We start from the raw sequence: 18,432 nt of genomic DNA, 5'->3' as shown, positions 1-18,432 counted from the left end.
TCTATTGCCCCAGCCGTTCGATCAGGGCGGGTGCATGGACCTGATCGGCCTTGTAGTTGCCGGTCAGCGTGTACATCACGATGTTGACGCCGGAGCGGAATGCGAATTCGCGCTGCCGCGGCTCGTTCGGCGTCAGCGGCAGCATGGCCTGCCCGTCGGGGCGATGTGCCCAGGCGCCGGCGAGATCGTTCGAGGTGATGATGATGGGCGACACGCCATCGCCGCCGCGCGCCGGGCGCGAGGCCGCGTCGTCGTCATCCTCGCGCGGCAGGGTCTCGACCCAGGTCTGGCCCGAGGTGAAGCGGCCGGGGAAGTCGCGCAGCAGGTAAAACGTCTTGGTCAGCACGTGCTCGCGCGGCACCGGCTCGAGCTCAGGCACGTCGAGGGAGGAGAGAATTTCGCGCAAGGTGCGCATGCCCGGCGTCTGCGACGCGCCGTTCTCGCCGGGTGGCGCCTCGACGGCATCGCGGGTGTCGAACAGCACCGTGCCGCCCTGTTTCATGTAGGCGTCGATGCGGTTGATGGCGTCCTGCGGCGGCTTCGGCGCGCCCGGCACCACCGGCCAGTAGATCAGCGGAAAGAACGCGAGTTCATCGCGCGCGGGATCGACGCCGACGGGATCGCCGGCCTCCAGCGCCGTGCGCTGCGCCAGGAACAGCGTGAGCCCGGCCATGCCGGCCTTGACGATGGAATCGACGTCGGCATTTCCGGTGACGACATAGGCAAGGCGCGTCTGCGACACCGACTTGATGGCGAAGTCATCGTTACCCTGGGCGCGCGTCGGCGAAGGCGTGATCGGGGCTGTTGCCAGGATCGCAGCCAGCAGAACCGTGGCAGCCGCCGTGCGCCGTCGCCACAGCGCGGCAAGGCCTGCGCCGAGCATCGCGACCACGACCGCGTCGATCAGGAACAGCACCAGCGACGACGACAACAGAATACCGCGCAGATCGCGCGGTTCGGCGTTGGTGTAGCTGGCGCGCTGCGCGCGCAAGGAAGCTGTATCGAGCGGCGCGATGCGATCGGCCGCGGCCAGCGTGTTGACCGCGATCGGGCCGTCGGCCGGACCGTAGAAGCCCGGCGGATGCTCGGCCGTGGCGCGGTCGCGATAATCCGCCGGCATCGGTTTCGCCGTCGAGGGCGGCGGTCCGAAGGCGCCGAAACCGTCGAGGGTGCGCAGCGGCGCCACCGTCTCGACATTGGTCGCCTCGCTCGCAACGCCGGCACCGGGCTTCGATGTATAGCCGGACATGTCGACCAGCCGCCGCAGCATCTCGACGAAGCTGCCGGACATCGGCAGGTCCGACCAGCGCGAGTCGGCGCCGACATGGAACAGGCTGACAATGCCCCTGCCGCGATGCTCGCCGGTTACCAGCGGCGTGCCGTCTTCCAGCGACGCCCAGGTCTTGGTGGCAAGCACCGCATCCGGCTCGGCCAGAACCTGCCGGTTCACGGTGATGTCCTTGGGGACAGCGAGGCCCGAGAACGGGCCGTCGGCGGCGAAGGACGCCAGATGCTGCGGCTTCTCCCAGGTCAGGCTGCCGCCAAGGATGCGGCCGCCGCGGCGCAGTTTCACCGGCACCAGATCGTCATCGGCCTGCGCCAGGCGGGGACCTGCGAAACGCACCAGCACGCCGCCCTGATCGATCCATGCATTCAGCCGTTCCCGGATTTCCGGCGACAGCGTGCCGACATCGGCGAGCACGATCATCGGCAGCCGCTGATCGAGGAACTGCGCGATCACCTGCTGCGCCGCGCCGCGGTCGCCGAGCCGCACGTCGGCAAACGGCGATAGCGCGCGCGTCAGATAGAAGGTCGATGCCAATAGCGGCTGGGCGGTGTCGCTGGTCGCGCCGGTGACGACGCCCACGGCGCGTCGCCGCCATCTTTTGTCGAGCAGTTGCACGGCGCCGGCCGATCGCTCGCCGGATATTTCCAGCCGCGAAATGTCGTTGCGCAGCTCGACCGGCAGGTCGAACGCGGCTTCGCTCTCGCGATCCTGCATGCCGAAAGCGTAGCGTGCCTCGCCGATCGGCGAGCCCTTGGCATCGATTGCGCGAACCACGCCGGCTGCGACGCCGCCGGTGGTGCGCAGCACCTTGACCGTCATCTTCGCCGCGGCGTTTTCGGCGGCGACCAATGCCTGCGTCGGCGCCGCGCCGCCTTCGAACACCGTCAGCTTGCGGTCCCCAAGGGTCTTGGCGAGATTTTCGACGAATTCGGCGCCGCGTCCGGTGTCGACGCCGTCGGACAGCCACGCGATCTCGGCATCGCCGGTCGCCTTCAGGAAGCGGTCGAGCGCGCCGAGCGTGTCGACGCGGTCGACCGAATAGGGTTTTGGCGAAATCTGACGCAGCGCGACGCGCGCGGTGCCGGCTGGCATCAGCGTGATGTCGCGCGCCGGCTCGGAGAGCGGAACCAGCGCAACGCCGCGACGATCGTTGTCGGCGTTGGCGATCAGCTCGTCAGCGGCCTTGACCCGCGTGTCCCAGCTTGCCGCCGCGCTCCAGCCGTCGTCGAGCAGGATCACCAATGGCGCGTTGCTGCCGCCGACGCCGGTCTGCGGATTCCAGATCGGGCCTGCGGCGGCCAGAATGACCAGCGCGGCGGCGGCGAGGCGCAGCAAGGTCAGCCACCAAGGCGTCCGCGACGGGGTTTCTTCCTTCGGCTTGATGTCGAACAACAGCCGCGTCGGCGGAAATTCGATCCGCCGCGGCCGCGGCGGCATCACGCGCAACAGCCACCACAATACCGGTAGGCTCAACAGGCCCAGCAGCAGCAGCGGTTGCGCAAAGGTTAAGGGAAGCCCTGCGATCATGCGCTACGCCCCGCCTTGACGGTTGAACCGCGCGCGCTGCCCTTGGCTACCATCATGCCCGAATGCAGGAACAGCAGGAGTTCGGCGGCGGAACGGCTGGTGGTGTGGGTCGAGAACAGCCAGTCGAGCTTGTTGGTCTCGCTTCGGATCTCGTCGCGATGCAGGGCGACGCGCGCAACATAGTCGCTGGCCCAGCTCTCGGCGCGGCCGGCGGTGATGACGCCAAAACCTTCCGGCTCGACGAATTCGACCCGGCCGGCGTAGGGAAAGGTTTCCTCTGCGGGATCGACGACCTGGATCAGCGTGCCATGCGCGCCGGAAGCCGAAAGCCCTGCGAGCATCGTCCTGATTTCGCTCATCGGCGACCAGAAGTCGGACAGCACGACAATTTCGGCCAGCGCCGACGGGACAAAGGACGGCGGCAGGCTGGCGCGCGCCGTATCGTCGTGCAGCATCGCCTGCGCCATCTTGTCGATCACGTTGCGGCTCGCGGTCGGGTTCATCAGGCCGGGAATGCCGACGCGCTCGCCGCCCGAGACCAAGAGTTCGGCGAGCGCAAATGTCACGATCAGGCCGCGCTCCAGCTTGGAGTCGCGTGCGCCCTTGGAAGCGAACGCCATCGACGGCGAACGGTCGGGCCACACCCACACCGTATGCGCTGCCTCCCATTCCTGCTCGCGGACATAGAGATGATCGTCGCGCGCCGAGCGGCGCCAGTCGACGTTCTGCGACGGCTCGCCGGAGACGAAGCGGCGATACTGCCAGAAGCTTTCGCCGGCGCCGGCGCGACGCCGGCCATGCAGGCCATGGATGACGTTGGCGGCGATGCGGCGGGCTTCGAGCACGAGACGGGGGAGCGAAGCGGCGAGCGTTCGGCTTTCGCCATCGGCACGTCGGATTGCTAGAAGCTCCCTGGTCTCGTGACTGGTCTCTGCGGCCATCAACCGATCCGCGTCTTCAATTGCCTGATTACGTCGGGAATGGTGCGGCCTTCCGCGCGCGCCGAGAAGGTCAGCGCCATGCGGTGCTTGAGAATGGGTTCGGCGAGATCGAGCACGTCGTCGATCGAGGGCGCGAGGCGGCCGTCGAGCAGCGCGCGGGCGCGGACCGCCAGCATCAGCGACTGGCTGGCGCGCGGGCCGGGTCCCCAGGCGATCAGCTTGTCGCTGCCGTCTTCCGGATTGGGACGCGCGGCGCGCACCAGCGACAGGATCGCCTCGACCACGCTGTCGCCGACCGGCAGGCGCCGTACCAGCCGCTGTGCCGCGATCAGGATTTCGGCGTCCATCGCGGCCTTGGCGAGCGTCTCTTCCGCGCCGGTGGTTTCGAACAGGATGCGGCGCTCGGCGTCGCGGTCGGGATAATCGACATCGATCTCCATCAGGAAGCGGTCGAGCTGCGCCTCGGGCAGCGGATAGGTGCCTTCCTGCTCCAGCGGGTTTTGCGTGGCGAGCACGTGGAACGGTTTTGGAAGATCATGCCGGGCGCCTGCAACGGTGATGTGCTGTTCCTGCATGGCTTGCAGCAGCGCGGATTGCGTACGCGGGCTGGCGCGGTTGATTTCGTCTGCCATCAGGAGTTGCGCAAACACCGGTCCCGAGATGAAACGGAACGACCGCTTGCCGGATTGGCTCTCATCCAGCACCTCGGCGCCGAGAATGTCCGACGGCATCAGGTCCGGCGTGAACTGGATGCGCTTGGCGTCCAGCCCGAGCGTGATGCCCAGGGTTTCGACCAGCTTGGTCTTGGCGAGGCCGGGAACACCGATCAGAAGGGCGTGGCCGCCGGACAGGATCGTCACCAGGGTGTTTTCGATCACCCGGTCCTGGCCGAAAATGACGGTGGAGATAGCCTCTTTCGCGGCGCGAATCTGGCCGGCGACCTGCTCCGCCGACCGGACGATCGCATCCTCGAGTTTCTCGACACCGTCTGCACTCGCCATGTCTATCTCCTTCAACCAACCTAACCGCTCATGACACCGCTGGTTGCGTCGTCATGTCACGAACCTCATGCTAAACCGGTGCAAAGGCCATGCATTCGTTGAATTAAACTATCCCCACATTATCGGTATTTCGGGGTATGAACTGCATCACGATATGGCGACTTGATCCGCAGAATTGCCAGATCGTCAGGAACACATATCGGTACCCATCTGTACGAATGTTGGTAACTATACGAATGTTGGTACCTATCGGTACAAATGCACCAATCGTGCCAGATGAGGCGCCGACACTCAGGGCAAACAATGGCGAAGCAAGGGCAAACCAGCGGCCAGCGGCACGAAGGCAAGAGCCATGACGGCAAGGGTCTCGAAGGGCTGACGGTCGCCGCCAGCGAAGCCGTCAATCGCACTCCGGCCGGGAAGGGGCTACCCCCGGTCCATCTGTGGAATCCGCCGTTCTGCGGCGATCTCGACATGCGAATCGGCAGCGATGGAACGTGGTTCTATATGGGGACGCCGATCGGGCGGCCGGCGCTGGTGCGGCTGTTCTCGACCATCCTCAAGCGCGAGGACGGCAAGCACTTTCTCGTGACCCCCGTCGAGAAGGTCGGCATCCGCGTCGATGATGCACCGTTCCTGGCGGTGGAGATGCAAAACGAGGCTGGCGATCATGGCCGGCTGCTGCGCTTTCGCACCAATGTCGACGACTGGGTGCCGTGCGATTCTGACCATCGCCTGCGGTTCGAGATGGCCGCCGATGGCGGGCTCACGCCCTACCTGCACGTCCGCGCCGATTTGTGGGCGAAAGTAACCCGCGCGCTCTATTACGATCTGGTTGACATGGGCGAAGAGCGAATGGTCGATGGCCAGCCGATGTTCGGCGTCGAGTCGGGCGGCGAGTTCTTTGCGATGGCGGATGCGAAGCAGGTGAGGGACGCGGTTTGAACGAGCCGATGCTGAAAAAGATGGAGGCGGCGCCGATCAACTCGGCAGAGTTCTTCGCCCGGAGCAAGACCCGGCTGAACTTCGACGTGCCGCCCGGCCTGGTCGATCCCAATATCGTTCCGAAGACCGGCGACGCGGGCAACGACCGCATGCTCGAGATCGTGGCGCAAGAGCAGCCGGTGCGCCCGGCGGCGGTCTTGATCCCGGTCGTCGATCACCGCGAGCCGACCGTGTTGCTGACGCAGCGTTCGCCGCATCTGTCCAGCCATGCCGGCCAGATTTCCTTTCCCGGCGGCAAGATCGACGCGACCGATGAATCACCGCTCGACGCCGCACTTCGCGAGGCGGAGGAGGAAGTCGGCCTCAAGCGCGAGTTTATCGAGCCGATCGGCTATCTCGATCTGTACGGGACCGCATTCGGCTTTCGCATCCTGCCGACGGTGGCGCGCGTGAAGCCCGGCTTCAAGCTCGAGATCAACGAAGGCGAGGTGGTCGATGCCTTCGAGGTGCCACTGGCGTTCCTGATGAATCCCGAGAACCATCAGGTCCATTCCAAGGAATTCCGCGGCATGGAGCGCTCTTATTACGCCATGCCGTTCGCTGAGCGTTACATCTGGGGCGCGACCGCAGGAATCCTGCGCGTGCTGTATGAGCGGATATATCTCGCATGATCCGTCCGATTCTGACCGAAATCGGAATTTTCCTGATCCCGTTCGTGGCCTATGCGCTGTTCCTGATTGCCACCCGTTCCGGCGTCTTCGTGTCCTCCTCCTGGCCGGCCCATCTCGTCGCCAAACTGGTGCTGGGATCGTTGCTCCTGGTCGCAATCAGCTTCGTCCTGCTGGCGCAGTTCTCCGGCGCGCCGCCGGGTTCGACCTACGTTCCCGCGCATATCGAGGACGGCAAATTGGTTCACGGGGACGAGAAATGAGCGAGGCACGCGTGCTGTCGGAGGCGCCCTGGCTCAGGTCGGGCCCGGCCGCGCGCGTGCTCGCTTTGCTCAATGGCGACGGCGAGGAAGCCCGCGTGATCGGCGGCGCCGTGCGCAATGCGCTCTTGAAAATTCCCCTCGGCGATATCGACATTGCGACCACCGCGCTGCCCGACGAGGTGGTCCGCCGCGCCAAGGCGGCCGGTATCAAGAGCGTGCCGACCGGGATCGACCACGGCACGGTCACGCTGGTCGTCGAATCCCACCCCTTCGAGGTCACGACCCTGCGCGAGGATACCGAGACCTTCGGCCGCAAGGCCAAGGTGGCGTTCGGGCGCGACTGGGTCCGCGACGCGGAACGGCGCGACTTCACCATCAACGGGCTGTCCGTCGATGCCGGCGGTGTGGTGCACGACCATGTCGGCGGGCTTGCCGATATCGAAGCCAAGCGCGTGCGTTTCATCGGCGATGCCAGCCAGCGCATTGCCGAGGATTACCTGCGCATCCTGCGCTTCTTTCGCATGCATGCCGCCTATGGCGCGGGCGAGCCGGATCGTGCCGGCTATCTCGCCTGCATCGACGGACGCGCCGGGCTTTCGACCCTCTCCGCCGAACGCGTGCGCATGGAGATGCTGAAGCTGGTGATCGCGGAGGGGGCTGCGGTCGCGGTGCAGGCGATGGCGGATGCCGGCCTGCTGCTGGCAATCTTCGGTGGCGTTGCCTACACAAGAACATTCGCGGCGATGATCGCGGCGGAACGGGCGCTGGGGCTGCCGCCGAACGCCGTGCGCCGGCTTGCCGCGCTCACAGTCGCGGTCACGGAGGACGCCAGGCGTCTCTCGGCACGGCTTCGGCTATCCAACGCGGAAACCAAGGCGCTGGACTCAATGGGCCATCGCTGGTGGCGGTTCGCCAGCAAGGATGAGGCGCGGGCCCGGCAGCTTCTCTATCGGCTCGGCGAGGATCCCTATCGCGACCGGCTGATGCTGGCGTGGGCGCGGGCAGGCGGCATCGGTAATGGCGCGACGCGCTGGCACGACCTCGCAACCTTGCCGCAGCGCTGGAGCGCGCCGAAATTTCCGCTGAAGGCGGCCGATTTCATCTCCCGCGGCATTGCCGAAGGCCCCGCGCTCGGCCACGTGCTGACGCTTGCGGAAGACGCCTGGCTGGCCGCGGATTTTCCGCTTGAACCATCGGCACTGGCCGCGATCGCCGATCAGGCCGCCGCCCGTTTCACCCGCGACCACCGGCTATGAACATTCTGGCCGGCTTCGCCGACATTTCGCTCGGCCAGCTCGTGCTGGTTGGAAGCATGGCGTTGCTGGCCTCCGTCATCGGCGGTCTGGCCGGCTACGGCACCGGTGCGTTGATGCCGCTGGTGCTGGTGCCAATGGTCGGTGCCGAGCCGGTGGTGCCGATCATCGCGATCTCTGCGATCTTCACCAATATCAGCCGCTTCGTGGCGTATTTTCGCTACGCCGATCGACGCCGTGCGCTGATCGTGATCGGTGCGGCCATGCTGACCACCGCGCTCGGCGCCTATGGGTATACGCGGCTGACCAGCGCCGGCGCGGCGCTCGTGATCGGCAGCATGCTGATCCTGAGCGTGCCGCTGCGCCGGTTAGCCAAGCGCCGCGAGGTCAGGATCGGCGATACCGGTCTCGGCGTCAGCGCTCTCGGTTATGGCGTGCTGGTCGGCGGTACGTCAGGTTCCGGCGTGATCCTGCTGTCGCTGCTGATGGCGTCCGGTCTCGAAGGGGCCGCGGTGATCGCCACCGATGCAGTCATCTCGGTCGTGACCGGTCTCATCAAGATTTCCGTGTTCGGCATGGCCGGTGTCGTCACGGCGCAGGTGCTGGCCCTTGCCCTCTTGATCGGCGCCATCGCGATCCCCGGCGCATTCTTCGCCAAGGCTTTCGTCGAGCGCATGCCGGTGCATATCCACACCGCGATCCTCGATGCCGCCGTGATGGTTGGCGGCCTCGTCATGATCACCGCAGCGCTGCGGCACTGATCGGGTCAACGGGTGAGCGAGGCCGTGCGGATCGGGAAGCAATTCAAGCTTGCTATGTTCCAGACAAACGGCACCTTGCACCAAAGGCCGGCCGGGCGATATTTCACCCGAATTTGCTCCATCTGATACAGCGCCAGACTGTTGAACGCGTTGAGCCGGCCGGCCAGATCATCCAATTGGGCGTTGATCTCCTTCTCTCCCTGGAGATCGCTTTCCTTCGCGGCGTAGCGGTCGCTCCCGGCGGCCCATTGCCGCGCCGCCGCCAGCTTGTTGTGTGCGACTTCAAGGCAGTAGTGCATCGTCAGGACGTGGTGTTTGGCGCTGTACCAGTTGATTCTCTTGGCAGCCTTGTCGTTGGGGCCGGCGCAGATCCGGATGAACGCGTCTTCCGGTTTGGTCGTCTCGTCAACGCCACGTTTTTCGGCGATCGCGCAATATTTGTCGTCGGCGACTTCCTTGGGCTGCATGCCGCCGTTCGGCGCATGCACGTTTCCGAAGGCCGGAAAATTGAACTTGTCGGAACAGTCGAACCCGTAGTCGCGCAACACCCGTCGTGACAGCGGATCGCCGTCGACGTTCCGCTTCTCGGCCGGATCGCGATAGGTATCGCTCGCCCAGTCGATGTAGATTTCGGCCTTTCGCGTCAGCAGGTCGATATTTTCACGGAGCTCGATCCGCGCTTTCTCATAACGCTCCGAAATCGCCCGCGCGTTCCTGGTGGTCAGCGTCTTGTCGCTCGCCTCGGATTTCTCGCCGACGGCGCGCGCGAAATCCGTATAAAGCGTCTGCTGCAGCGCCTGCATTTCGGAGAATGGGTGTGAGATATCGGTGAAAGTTGCCGCCGCCAAAGTCATGTCTTCCTTGGCCTGGCTGCTCACCTTCTCCTGATAGGCGTTGAGATACTGGAAATAGCCGACCGCGAGACTGCTCAGCACGGTGAACAGGCCGCTCAGCACGGTGAACAGCGACAGCCCTTTGACGGTGGTCCAGAGCCACCTCAGCGGGGCGGATTTCGGTGCAATGTCGTTCGCCACAGGTGGCGGCTTGTGCATGTCGTCGTTCGGCATCGGTGAACTCCCCAACCTCGGACTTCAACCTTGAACCAACGTCAGCACAATCTGGGATTGCCAGTCTTCGCACTGTGAGCCAACTCACACTACACGCTATCGTGTGACGGCTCGCCCAGGGAACTTCAGGCGCTCTGTCAGCGCTCGCCGGGCAGCAGTTCCGTGAGCGAGCGGATGATGCGGTCGGGCTTCACGGTGGAATCCGGCGGCAGGCCGTCGCCGTGCACGTCGATCCAGATGGCGTAGATGCCGAGTCGCTGCGGCGCCACGACTTCCCATTCCAGATTGTCACCGATCATCCAGGTCTCGGACGCGGTGACGCCGAGCGTCTGCATGGCGTGCAGATAGGCGCGCTCGTCCGGCTTGCCGAAACCGTGCTCGCCCTCGATCTGGATGTGATCGAAGCGGTGCGACAACGCGAAGCGTTCGACCTTGGCGCGCTGGGTGCCGGCGGCGCCGTTCGTCACCAGCGCCAGCTTCACGCCGCGTGCCTTCAACGCGTCGATGGCGTCATGCGCGCCGGGGAAGACGAACATTTCCTCTTCACGGTAGGCGGTGAAGCGGTCGGCGAGCCGTGTCGCCAGTTCCTCCGGCAATGCGTGGCCACGGGCGGTCAATGCGGCAAATCCGTTCCTGACGGTGATGCGCCGCGCTTCGTCCAGTTTCAGCCGCCATTCGGCCTCGGCAACCGCCCAGAATTTGCGCGCGGAATCCAGAACGGCAGTGGCAACCTGCTGCGACGTCAGCGGTCCGAACTCGGCGGCAAATTCCGCCGCGACGTTGTGCCAGGCGATCTCGGGGCGTCCATAGGCCGACAGGATGGTGTCGTCCATGTCGATAAGCATCGCGCGGGGGAGTTCGGTCATCGTTTTCGCAGGTGTTCTCGCTTCGAGAGCCATCGGCCGCCGGAAGCGGTGGCCGATCTGCCCGCGAATATCAGATCGGCCGCACCGGGTCCAATCCCGCAAAAACGACGCCGCCGGGCCATTTATGCCGGCGGCGTCAAGGTCCCTTACGCAACCTTGTTGCGGCGGTCGCCTTCTTCCTCGTCTTCCTCTTCCTCGTCGTCCTCGTCTTCGTCCTCTTCCTCATCGTCGGATGTATCGGTTTCGGCGAGTTCTAGGACGGCAAGCGGCAGCGTCTCGCGAAACAGATCGCCTTCATTGCCCATCCATACGCACACGACGTTGCCGTCCTTGACCTCCACCACGCTGAGAGGATGGCCGCCCGATTTAAGAATGACGACGTCGCCCGGTTTCAAGTCCATGATCTGCTCCTTGGATTACATGACGAATCGCACCCTAGCGATCAGTCATGACAAGCTGATCATGCGATCATGGCCACTTTACCTCCGGTGGCATCGACGAGAGGATGGAATCCACATTGCCGCCGGTTTTCAGCCCAAAGATCGTGCCGCGGTCGTAGAGCAGGTTGAACTCGACATAGCGTCCGCGTCGGATCAACTGTTCCTCGCGGTCGGCGGCGTTCCACGCCAGCGCAAAATTGCGCCGGACGAGTTCGGGATAGATTTTCAGGAAGGCGCGGCCCACCTCCTGCGTGAAGGCGAGGTCGGCATCCCAGTCGCCCGAGTCATGCCAGTCGTAGAAGATCCCGCCGATACCGCGCGCTTCCTTGCGATGCGGCAAGTAGAAATATTCGTCGCACCATTTCTTGTATTTGTCGTAGTCGGCCACGCCGTTCGATCCGTCGCAGGCTTCCTTCATCGCCTGATGGAAAGCCAGCGTGTCGGGGTCTTCCTGGGTGCGCCGGCGGTCGAGCACCGGCGTCAGATCGGCGCCGCCGCCGAACCAGGCCTTGGTGGTGACGACGAAACGGGTGTTCATGTGCACCGCCGGCACATGCGGGTTGTGCATGTGCGCGATCAGCGAAATGCCCGATGCCCAGAACCTGGGGTCGTCGGCTGCGCCCGGAATCTGCGCGCGGAACTCGGGGGCGAATTCGCCATGCACGGTCGAGCAATGCACGCCGACCTTCTCGAACAGCCGCCCGCGCATGATCGACATCACGCCGCCGCCGCCGGGCTTGCCGGTATGATCGGTGCGGTCCCATGGCGTCCGCACGAAACGTCCGGCGTCACCGGGATAGAGGGCAGGGGGCGCGTCGTCCTCAAGCCGTTCGAACGACGCGCAGATGTTGTTGCGCAACGTTTCGAACCAGGCTCTTGCGCGCCTCTTACGATCCTCGATGACAGATATGTCCATATGCGATTCCGAGTTTTCCGGCGTCATTGCGAGCGTAGCGAAGCAATCCATCGTGCCACAACAAAAAATGGATTGCTTCCGCCTACGCTCTCTGGGCTACGGCGGACAAGTCGTCGCTTTTGCTCCTCGCAATGACGGCTATCAAATTTAACTTTGCGGTCCAAAATACGTGCAGCTCTCGTTGCAACTGTCGCGGTGGACGCTGACGCGGGTGATCTTGCCGGCGTGCTGGACCCGCTCGAAGATGTAGCGCGATATGTTTTCCAGCGTCGGCGTCCCCAGCGCCTCGACCTTGTTGAGGAGCTTGTGGTCGAGTGCTTTCCGGACCTCTTCCATGCTGCGTTCGAGCACACCGAGATCGAGCACCATGCCGGTTTCCGGATCGGGCGTGCCGCGCACGCTCACCTCGGCGCGAAACGAGTGGCCGTGAATTTCCTCGCTGGCCGCGCCGAAGGTCGTCCCCTTCAGCGAATGCGCGGCCTCGAAGCGAAATGATTTGGTCAGTTCCCACATCTTGAAAGTCTAGGTCCTATCTGATGCCGAGTGTCTTGTGCGTTTGCAGGCTGAGGCGCCATTGCGGATGGCGCAGGCAGTAGTCGATCGCGCGCGCGGTGTTGTCGATCACGTCGGGTCCATCCATCGGCTGCAGCGAGAAGCGCTCGAAATCGAGGCCAGCGAAATCTTCCGGCTCGGCACCTGACTGCGGATAGACCAGCTTCAATTCATGGCCGTGGCGCACCACGAGACCGGCGCCGGCCTTCGGGCTGACGCAGACCCAGTCCATTCCTGCGGGCGGCTCGATCGTGCCGTTGGTCTCGATGCCGATCGAAAAGCCGCGCGCATGCAGCGCATCGATGAAGGCACTGTCCACCTGCAAGAGGGGCTCGCCGCCGGTCAGGACCACATAGCGGTTGGTGTCGTCCCCGGTCCATTGCCCGGCGATGGTGTCGGCGAGTTCGTCCGCCGTGGCGTAGCGGCCGCCCAGCGTGCCGTCGGTGCCGACAAAATCGGTGTCGCAGAACTGGCAGGTAGCACTGGCGCGGTCCTGTTCGCGGCCGGTCCAGAGGTTGCAGCCGGCAAAGCGGCAAAACACCGCCGCGCGGCCGGCATGCGCGCCTTCGCCCTGTAGGGTCAGGAATATCTCTTTGACCGCGTAACTCACCGTCTCTCCTTGAGAACCGTATCGGGCTCGATCGCTGAGCCGGTCTGCCGCATCGCCTCGCCCAATGCCATGGCGGCCGCCATGGCCACATTGAGCGAGCGCAAGCTCGGCCGGATCGGGATCAGAAGCCGCGCATCGGCCGCGGCGGCGACCTCGTCGGTAACCCCTGCGGATTCCCGCCCGAACAACAGGACGTCGTCCTTCTCGTAGCGGAAATCCAGATAGGAACCAGCCGCCCTGGTCGTAAACAATACCAGCCGAAAACCTATCTCGTTACGCCATTGCGCGAATTTTGACCATGAGTCGTGGCGCGTGAGGGCGACATGATCAAGATAGTCCATTCCCGCCCGGCGGAAATGCCGGTCCGAGGTCGGAAATCCCGCCGGTTCTATAATGTGGGCGGCCACGCCCAGGCAGGCACACAGGCGCAGAATCGTTCCGGTGTTCTGGGGGATATCAGGCTGGAAAAGCGCAATCTGCATGGGGTCGAGGCTTTGCTGGCGCGAATGAAATGTCTCGAATAAATCACGGCCGCGGGCGGATTTAGTGCATTGCACGCTTGCGAGCCGATAGCGGGCTTGCGCTCTCACGGCAAGGGTGCCAATAGAACGATTCTGGACTGCTTGTTCCGCCGGAATGGGGGAGGAATGGCGGTTTTCTGCCGCCGCGGGGGCCGCGGGCGCCGGCAGCCCGTTCCGGGACGCCTTTGGCGCCTCCTGGGGCGGTTCGGTTGGCTGCAGACAAGAAAGGGCTTGGAATCGTGACGACAGCGTCTTCGGCGGACCATCCGACACGCCGTGATTTCCTCTATGTTGCAACGGGAGCCGTCGCCGCCGTAGGCGCGGCTGCCACGGTGTGGCCGCTGGTTTCCCAGATGAACCCGGACGCCTCGACGATCGCGGCCGGTGCGCCGATTGAGGTCGACCTGACCCCGATCGCCGAAGGACAGGACATCAAGGTGTTCTGGCGCGGCAAGCCGATCTACATCAGCCACCGGACCAAGAAGCAGATCGAAGAGGCCCGCAAGGTGCCGGTAGCGAGCCTGCCCGATCCGCAGAGCGATGAATCCCGGGTGAAGCCGGGCCATGACCAGTGGCTGGTGGTGGTCGGCATTTGCACCCATCTCGGCTGCATCCCGATCGCCCATGAGGGCGCCTACGACGGCTTCTTCTGCCCATGCCACGGTTCGGTCTACGACACCTCGGGCCGCATCCGGCAGGGACCCGCGCCGACGAACCTGCCGGTGCCGCCCTACACATTCGTTTCCGACACCAAAATCCAGATCGGCTAAGGCTCGGACGCCAGTCCGAGACCCCTTACCCGTCGCGTCGTTTTACTTCCTCAGGATCGCATCAATGAGCGGACCATCCGATTTCCAGCCGACCAATCCCGCCTTGAAGTGGATCGAACGGCGCCTCCCGATCATGGGACTCATGCACTCCTCGTTCGTGGCTTATCCGACGCCGCGTAACCTGAACTACTGGTGGACCTTCGGCGCCATCCTTTCGTTCATGCTGGGCGTGCAGATCCTGACCGGTGTGATCCTGGCGATGCATTACACGCCGCACGCCGATCTCGCGTTCAAATCGGTCGAACTGATCGTCCGCGACGTCAACTACGGCTGGCTGCTTCGCAACATCCACGCCTGCGGCGCCTCGATGTTCTTCTTCGCCGTCTACATCCACATGTTCCGCGGCCTCTACTACGGGTCGTACAAGGAGCCGCGTGAAGTGCTGTGGATCCTCGGCGTCATTATCTATCTCCTGATGATGGCGACCGGCTTCATGGGTTACGTGCTGCCGTGGGGCCAGATGAGCTTCTGGGGCGCCACCGTCATCACCAACCTGTTCTCGGCCGTGCCGTATTTCGGCGAGAGCATCGTGACGCTGCTGTGGGGCGGCTACGCCGTCGGCAATCCGACGCTGAACCGCTTCTTCTCGCTGCACTACCTGCTGCCGTTCGTGATCGCAGGCGTCGTCGTGCTGCACATCTGGGCGCTGCATGTGGCGGGCCAGAACAACCCGGCCGGCGTCGAGCCGAAGACCGAAAAGGACACGGTGCCGTTCACGCCCTACGCGACCATGAAGGACATGTTCGGCGTTTCCTGCTTCCTGCTGTTCTTCTCCTGGTTCATTTTCTACATGCCGAACTATCTCGGCGACGCCGAGAACTACATTCCGGCCAATCCGGCCGTGACGCCCGCGCACATCGTGCCGGAATGGTACTACCTGCCGTTCTACGCCATCCTGCGCTCGATCCCGAACAAACTCGCCGGCGTCGTCGCGATGTTCGGCGCGATCGTCGTGCTGGCGTTCCTGCCCTGGCTCGATAGCGCCAAGACGCGGTCGTCGAAGTATCGGCCGCTGGCCAAGCAGTTCTTCTGGATCTTCGTCCTCGTCTGCATCGGTCTCGGCTACCTCGGCGCGCAGCCGCCGGAAGGTATCTATGTGATCGTCGGCCGTATCCTGACCGTGCTCTACTTCGCCTATTTCCTGATCCTGCTGCCGTTGCTGTCGCGGATCGAGAAGCCGCGTCCGGTGCCGAACTCGATCGCCGACGACGTGCTGGCGAAGACCGGCGGCAAGGCCGCGCCGATGGTGTCGACCGTGATCGCACTGATGGTTGCGGGTGGTTTGCTGCTGGGTGGCGCCGAGAGCGCCCGGGCCGCCGAAGGCGGCACCAAGCCGCCGGCGCAGACGTGGTCGTTTGCAGGCCCGTTCGGCAAGTTCGACCGCGGCGCAATGCAGCGCGGCCTCAAGGTCTACAAGGAGGTCTGCGCGGCCTGCCACGGCCTGTCCTTCGTTGCCTTCCGCAACCTGGCTGAAGCCGGCGGCCCCGGCTACTCGGTGGCGCAGGCCCAGGCGTTCGCCTCGGAGTACAAGGTCAAGGATGGCCCCAACGACCAGGGCGAGATGTTCGAGCGGCCGGGCCGGCCCGCCGATTATTTCCCGTCGCCATTCCCGAACGAGCAGGCAGCCCGTGCGGCCAATGGCGGCGCCTTTCCGCCTGATCTCTCGCTGATCACCAAGGCGCGCAGCTACGGCCGCGGCTTCCCGATGTTCCTGATCGACTTCTTCACCCAGTATCAGGAGCAGGGTCCGGATTACCTTGTCGCTCTGCTGCAGGGCTATGAGGACAAGCCGCCGGCTGGCTTCAATCTGCCGTCAGGTTCCTTCTACAACAATTACTTTCCCGGCCACGCCATCAAGATGCCGAAGCCGCTGAGCGACGGCCAGGTCACCTATGACGATGGCGCGCCGGCCACGGTCGCACAGTATGCCAAGGACGTCACCACGTTCCTGATGTGGGCTGCGGAGCCGCACATGGAGGCGCGCAAGCAACTCGGCCTGCAGGTGTTCGTGTTCCTGATCCTGCTCACCGTGCTGCTGTACTTCACCAAGAAGAAGGTCTGGGCCAACGCCCACTGATCTCACGTTGCACGCAATTCCGGAAAAGCCCCTGCGGGGGCTTTTTTGTTGTCTTCAAATGGGCGTGGGGGCGGCGGCGCAGCCGATTGCTTCCTGACCTCACTGCGGACAAGATGGCCACCAACTCGGCCCAACATCATTCCGGAGGAACTCATGGGTACCAGCATCACCTTCAAGCGCCCGGACGGCAAGGATGCCAGCGGCTATCTTGCCAATGCGGCGCGCGGCAATGCGCCGGGCGTGGTCGTGATCCAGGAATGGTGGGGCCTGCAGGACCAGATCAAGGGCCTGTGCGACCGTTTTGCGGTTGCGGGCTTCGATGCGCTGGCGCCGGATCTCTACAACGGCACCGTGGTGCCGTATCACGATACGGATGCGGCCGGCAAAGAGATGAACTCGCTGGATTTCATGGACGCCACCACGCAGACGGTGCGGGGCGCCGCGCAATATCTGTCGCGCAACGGCGCCAAGGTCGGGCTGACCGGCTTCTGTCTCGGCGGCGCGGTGACGATCATCGGTGCCACCAAGATTCCGGAGCTTGCGGCCGGCGTCGTGTTCTACGGCATTCCGCCGGAGCAGGCGGCGAAGCCCGCGGATGTAAAGATTCCGCTGCAGGCGCATTTCGCCAACAAGGACGACTGGTGCACGCCGCAGGTGGTCGATGCCTTCGAGCAGGGCATGAAGGCCGCCGGCAAGTCGCTCGAACTGTTCCGCTATGACGCCGAGCACGCCTTCGTCAACGAGCAGCGCCAATCCGTCCATGACCGTCAGGCCGCCGAACTGGCTTGGGGCAGGGCGACCGCGTTTTTCGCGAAGCATCTGGGGTGAGATGCCGTCATTGCGAGCCACCCGGTCGGCGCGAAGCGCCGCCGGATGACAGGCTCCGCGAAGCAATCCATGTTTTCACCTGCGGCGCGATGGATTGCTTCGTCCGCTTCGCTCCCTTGCGCAAACGCTTCGCGTTTGTCGCAGGCAATGACAGTGGAGGCCGTGAATGAAAATCTTCTGCACGGGCGCATCGGGCTACATCGGCGGGTCGGTTGCCGCCCATCTTGCGGCCGCCGGTCATCTGGTGACGGGCTTGGTTCGTTCGCCTGAAAAGGCCGACGCGGTTCGCGCGCTGGGCATCCAGCCCGTGCTGGGAACGCTCGACGACGGGGAAATTCTGGCGCAAGCGGCATGGGCCGCCGACATCGTGGTCAACGCTGCGAGCGCCGATCACAGAGACGCCGTCGTCGCGCTGCTCGATGCGCTCAGCGGAAGCGGCAAGCCGCTGATCCACACATCGGGATCGAGCATCGTCGGCAATCGTTCCCGCGGCGAGCGCTCCGACGCGGTGTTCGATGAGGACACGCCGATTTCGCCATCGCCCGCGCGCGCAGCGCGCGTTGCGCTCAACGAATTCATTCGCTCCCACCGCGACAAGGGCTGCCGCCCGGTCATCATTTGTCCGAGCCTGATCTACGGCATCGGCCACGGGGCAGGGCGCGACAGCGTCCAGGTGCCGCTGCTGATCAACCTCGCCAAAAAGCGCGGCAACGCGGCCCATGCCGGACCAGGCGAGAACATCTGGTCGAACGTACATATCGACGATCTCGTGACGCTCTACGCGCTGGCGATCGAGAAGGCGCCGGCAGGCAGCTTCTATTTCGCCGAGAATGGCGAGAATTCGATGCGCGAGGCGTGCGAGGCCATCAACCGCATGCTGGGTTTTGCCGGACCGCCGACGGCGATGTCGATGGCAGAAGCCGCCGCCGAATGGGGCGAGGGCACGGCTGAGGACACGATGGCCTCCAACAGCCGCGTGCGGGCCAAACGTGCGCGGGAACTCGGCTGGCATCCGACGGCGCGCGGCCTGATTGAGGAGATCGAGCGCGGGTGTTACCGAGAGTAGGCGAGCGGATCG

General features: G+C 64.4%; 19 protein-coding genes. 9 read left to right on the top strand and 10 right to left on the bottom strand.

The features are described from left to right. Position 1: 1 nt before the first annotated feature. From AC0QUY_RS24235 to AC0QUY_RS24225, 3 genes are read right to left on the bottom strand one after another with little or no spacing between them, the layout of a single operon-like run. A complete protein-coding gene (locus AC0QUY_RS24235) occupies positions 2 to 2,812 on the bottom strand; it encodes a DUF4159 domain-containing protein (protein ID WP_475388786.1) in 2,811 nt (936 codons plus the stop codon). After that, complete coding sequence (locus AC0QUY_RS24230; protein WP_161852366.1) at positions 2,812 to 3,756, bottom strand: DUF58 domain-containing protein; 945 nt, start codon at positions 3,754 to 3,756, stop codon at positions 2,812 to 2,814. The genes AC0QUY_RS24235 and AC0QUY_RS24230 overlap by 1 nt, the downstream gene beginning before the upstream one ends. Continuing rightward, entirely contained in the window at positions 3,756 to 4,757 is a 1,002-nt protein-coding gene (locus AC0QUY_RS24225) for an AAA family ATPase (protein WP_161852367.1), read from the bottom strand. The genes AC0QUY_RS24230 and AC0QUY_RS24225 overlap by 1 nt, the downstream gene beginning before the upstream one ends. A 303-nt stretch (positions 4,758 to 5,060) precedes the next feature. Here AC0QUY_RS24225 and AC0QUY_RS24220 point away from each other — a divergent pair, with 303 nt between their 5' ends. Genes AC0QUY_RS24220 through AC0QUY_RS24200 form a run of 5 tightly spaced genes read left to right on the top strand, consistent with a single transcriptional unit; the run spans position 5,061 to position 8,647 of the window. Continuing rightward, complete coding sequence (locus AC0QUY_RS24220) at positions 5,061 to 5,702, top strand: DUF1285 domain-containing protein (RefSeq protein ID WP_161852368.1); 642 nt, start codon at positions 5,061 to 5,063, stop codon at positions 5,700 to 5,702. Positions 5,703 to 5,710: 8 nt separating this feature from the next. Next, positions 5,711 to 6,373 (top strand): CoA pyrophosphatase, encoded by a 663-nt coding sequence (locus tag AC0QUY_RS24215; protein ID WP_371419428.1) that lies wholly within the window; start codon positions 5,711 to 5,713, stop codon positions 6,371 to 6,373. Next, entirely contained in the window at positions 6,370 to 6,633 is a 264-nt protein-coding gene (locus AC0QUY_RS24210) for a DUF6111 family protein (protein ID WP_161852370.1), read from the top strand. The genes AC0QUY_RS24215 and AC0QUY_RS24210 overlap by 4 nt, the downstream gene beginning before the upstream one ends. Beyond that, complete coding sequence (locus AC0QUY_RS24205; protein ID WP_475388726.1) at positions 6,630 to 7,889, top strand: CCA tRNA nucleotidyltransferase; 1,260 nt, start codon at positions 6,630 to 6,632, stop codon at positions 7,887 to 7,889. The genes AC0QUY_RS24210 and AC0QUY_RS24205 overlap by 4 nt, the downstream gene beginning before the upstream one ends. Beyond that, positions 7,886 to 8,647 carry a TSUP family transporter gene (locus AC0QUY_RS24200; RefSeq protein ID WP_475388725.1) on the top strand — a complete coding sequence of 254 codons (762 nt, stop codon included), beginning with the start codon at positions 7,886 to 7,888 and terminating at the stop codon, positions 8,645 to 8,647. The genes AC0QUY_RS24205 and AC0QUY_RS24200 overlap by 4 nt, the downstream gene beginning before the upstream one ends. A 5-nt stretch (positions 8,648 to 8,652) precedes the next feature. Here AC0QUY_RS24200 and AC0QUY_RS24195 read toward each other — a convergent pair whose 3' ends face one another. From AC0QUY_RS24195 to AC0QUY_RS24165, 7 genes are all read right to left on the bottom strand, one after another. After that, positions 8,653 to 9,714: a hypothetical protein gene (locus tag AC0QUY_RS24195; RefSeq protein ID WP_475388724.1), complete on the bottom strand. Its 1,062-nt coding sequence runs from the start codon at positions 9,712 to 9,714 to the stop codon at positions 8,653 to 8,655. A 137-nt stretch (positions 9,715 to 9,851) separates the two neighbouring features. After that, on the bottom strand, positions 9,852 to 10,580 hold the full coding sequence (locus AC0QUY_RS24190) for an HAD family hydrolase (RefSeq protein WP_246738597.1): 729 nt from the start codon (positions 10,578 to 10,580) through the stop codon (positions 9,852 to 9,854). Positions 10,581 to 10,726: 146 nt separating this feature from the next. Continuing rightward, on the bottom strand, positions 10,727 to 10,981 hold the full coding sequence (locus AC0QUY_RS24185) for a YodC family protein (RefSeq protein ID WP_475388723.1): 255 nt from the start codon (positions 10,979 to 10,981) through the stop codon (positions 10,727 to 10,729). A gap of 67 nt (positions 10,982 to 11,048) precedes the next feature. Further along, complete coding sequence (hemF, locus tag AC0QUY_RS24180) at positions 11,049 to 11,936, bottom strand: oxygen-dependent coproporphyrinogen oxidase (protein WP_161852376.1); 888 nt, start codon at positions 11,934 to 11,936, stop codon at positions 11,049 to 11,051. 147 nt (positions 11,937 to 12,083) lie between these two features. After that, on the bottom strand, positions 12,084 to 12,449 hold the full coding sequence (locus AC0QUY_RS24175) for a 6-pyruvoyl trahydropterin synthase family protein (protein ID WP_161852377.1): 366 nt from the start codon (positions 12,447 to 12,449) through the stop codon (positions 12,084 to 12,086). Positions 12,450 to 12,465: 16 nt separating this feature from the next. Beyond that, positions 12,466 to 13,098: a 7-carboxy-7-deazaguanine synthase gene (gene queE / locus AC0QUY_RS24170; RefSeq protein ID WP_161852378.1), complete on the bottom strand. Its 633-nt coding sequence runs from the start codon at positions 13,096 to 13,098 to the stop codon at positions 12,466 to 12,468. Next, positions 13,095 to 13,580, bottom strand: coding sequence for a tRNA (cytidine(34)-2'-O)-methyltransferase (locus tag AC0QUY_RS24165; RefSeq protein ID WP_475388784.1), 486 nt, complete (start codon positions 13,578 to 13,580; stop codon positions 13,095 to 13,097). Before AC0QUY_RS24165 ends, queE begins: the two co-directional genes overlap by 4 nt. A 278-nt stretch (positions 13,581 to 13,858) precedes the next feature. On the opposite strand from AC0QUY_RS24165, the gene petA reads away from it, so the two are divergent. From petA to AC0QUY_RS24145, 4 genes are all read left to right on the top strand, one after another. After that, a complete protein-coding gene (petA, locus tag AC0QUY_RS24160; protein WP_475388722.1) occupies positions 13,859 to 14,389 on the top strand; it encodes a ubiquinol-cytochrome c reductase iron-sulfur subunit in 531 nt (176 codons plus the stop codon). Between the two features lie 64 nt (positions 14,390 to 14,453). Beyond that, positions 14,454 to 16,526, top strand: a complete 2,073-nt coding sequence (locus AC0QUY_RS24155) for a cytochrome c1 (RefSeq protein WP_161852380.1) — start codon at positions 14,454 to 14,456, stop codon at positions 16,524 to 16,526. 153 nt (positions 16,527 to 16,679) lie between these two features. Next, entirely contained in the window at positions 16,680 to 17,354 is a 675-nt protein-coding gene (locus AC0QUY_RS24150) for a dienelactone hydrolase family protein (protein ID WP_475388721.1), read from the top strand. Between the two features lie 166 nt (positions 17,355 to 17,520). Next, positions 17,521 to 18,420 (top strand): NAD-dependent epimerase/dehydratase family protein, encoded by a 900-nt coding sequence (locus tag AC0QUY_RS24145; protein ID WP_475388720.1) that lies wholly within the window; start codon positions 17,521 to 17,523, stop codon positions 18,418 to 18,420. Positions 18,421 to 18,432: the final 12 nt, after the last annotated feature.

This window comes from Bradyrhizobium sp. WYCCWR15520, from assembly GCF_056174665.1.
The sequence above is the reverse complement of the archived record's forward strand: the minus strand, read 5'-3'. Positions and strand labels throughout refer to the sequence as shown.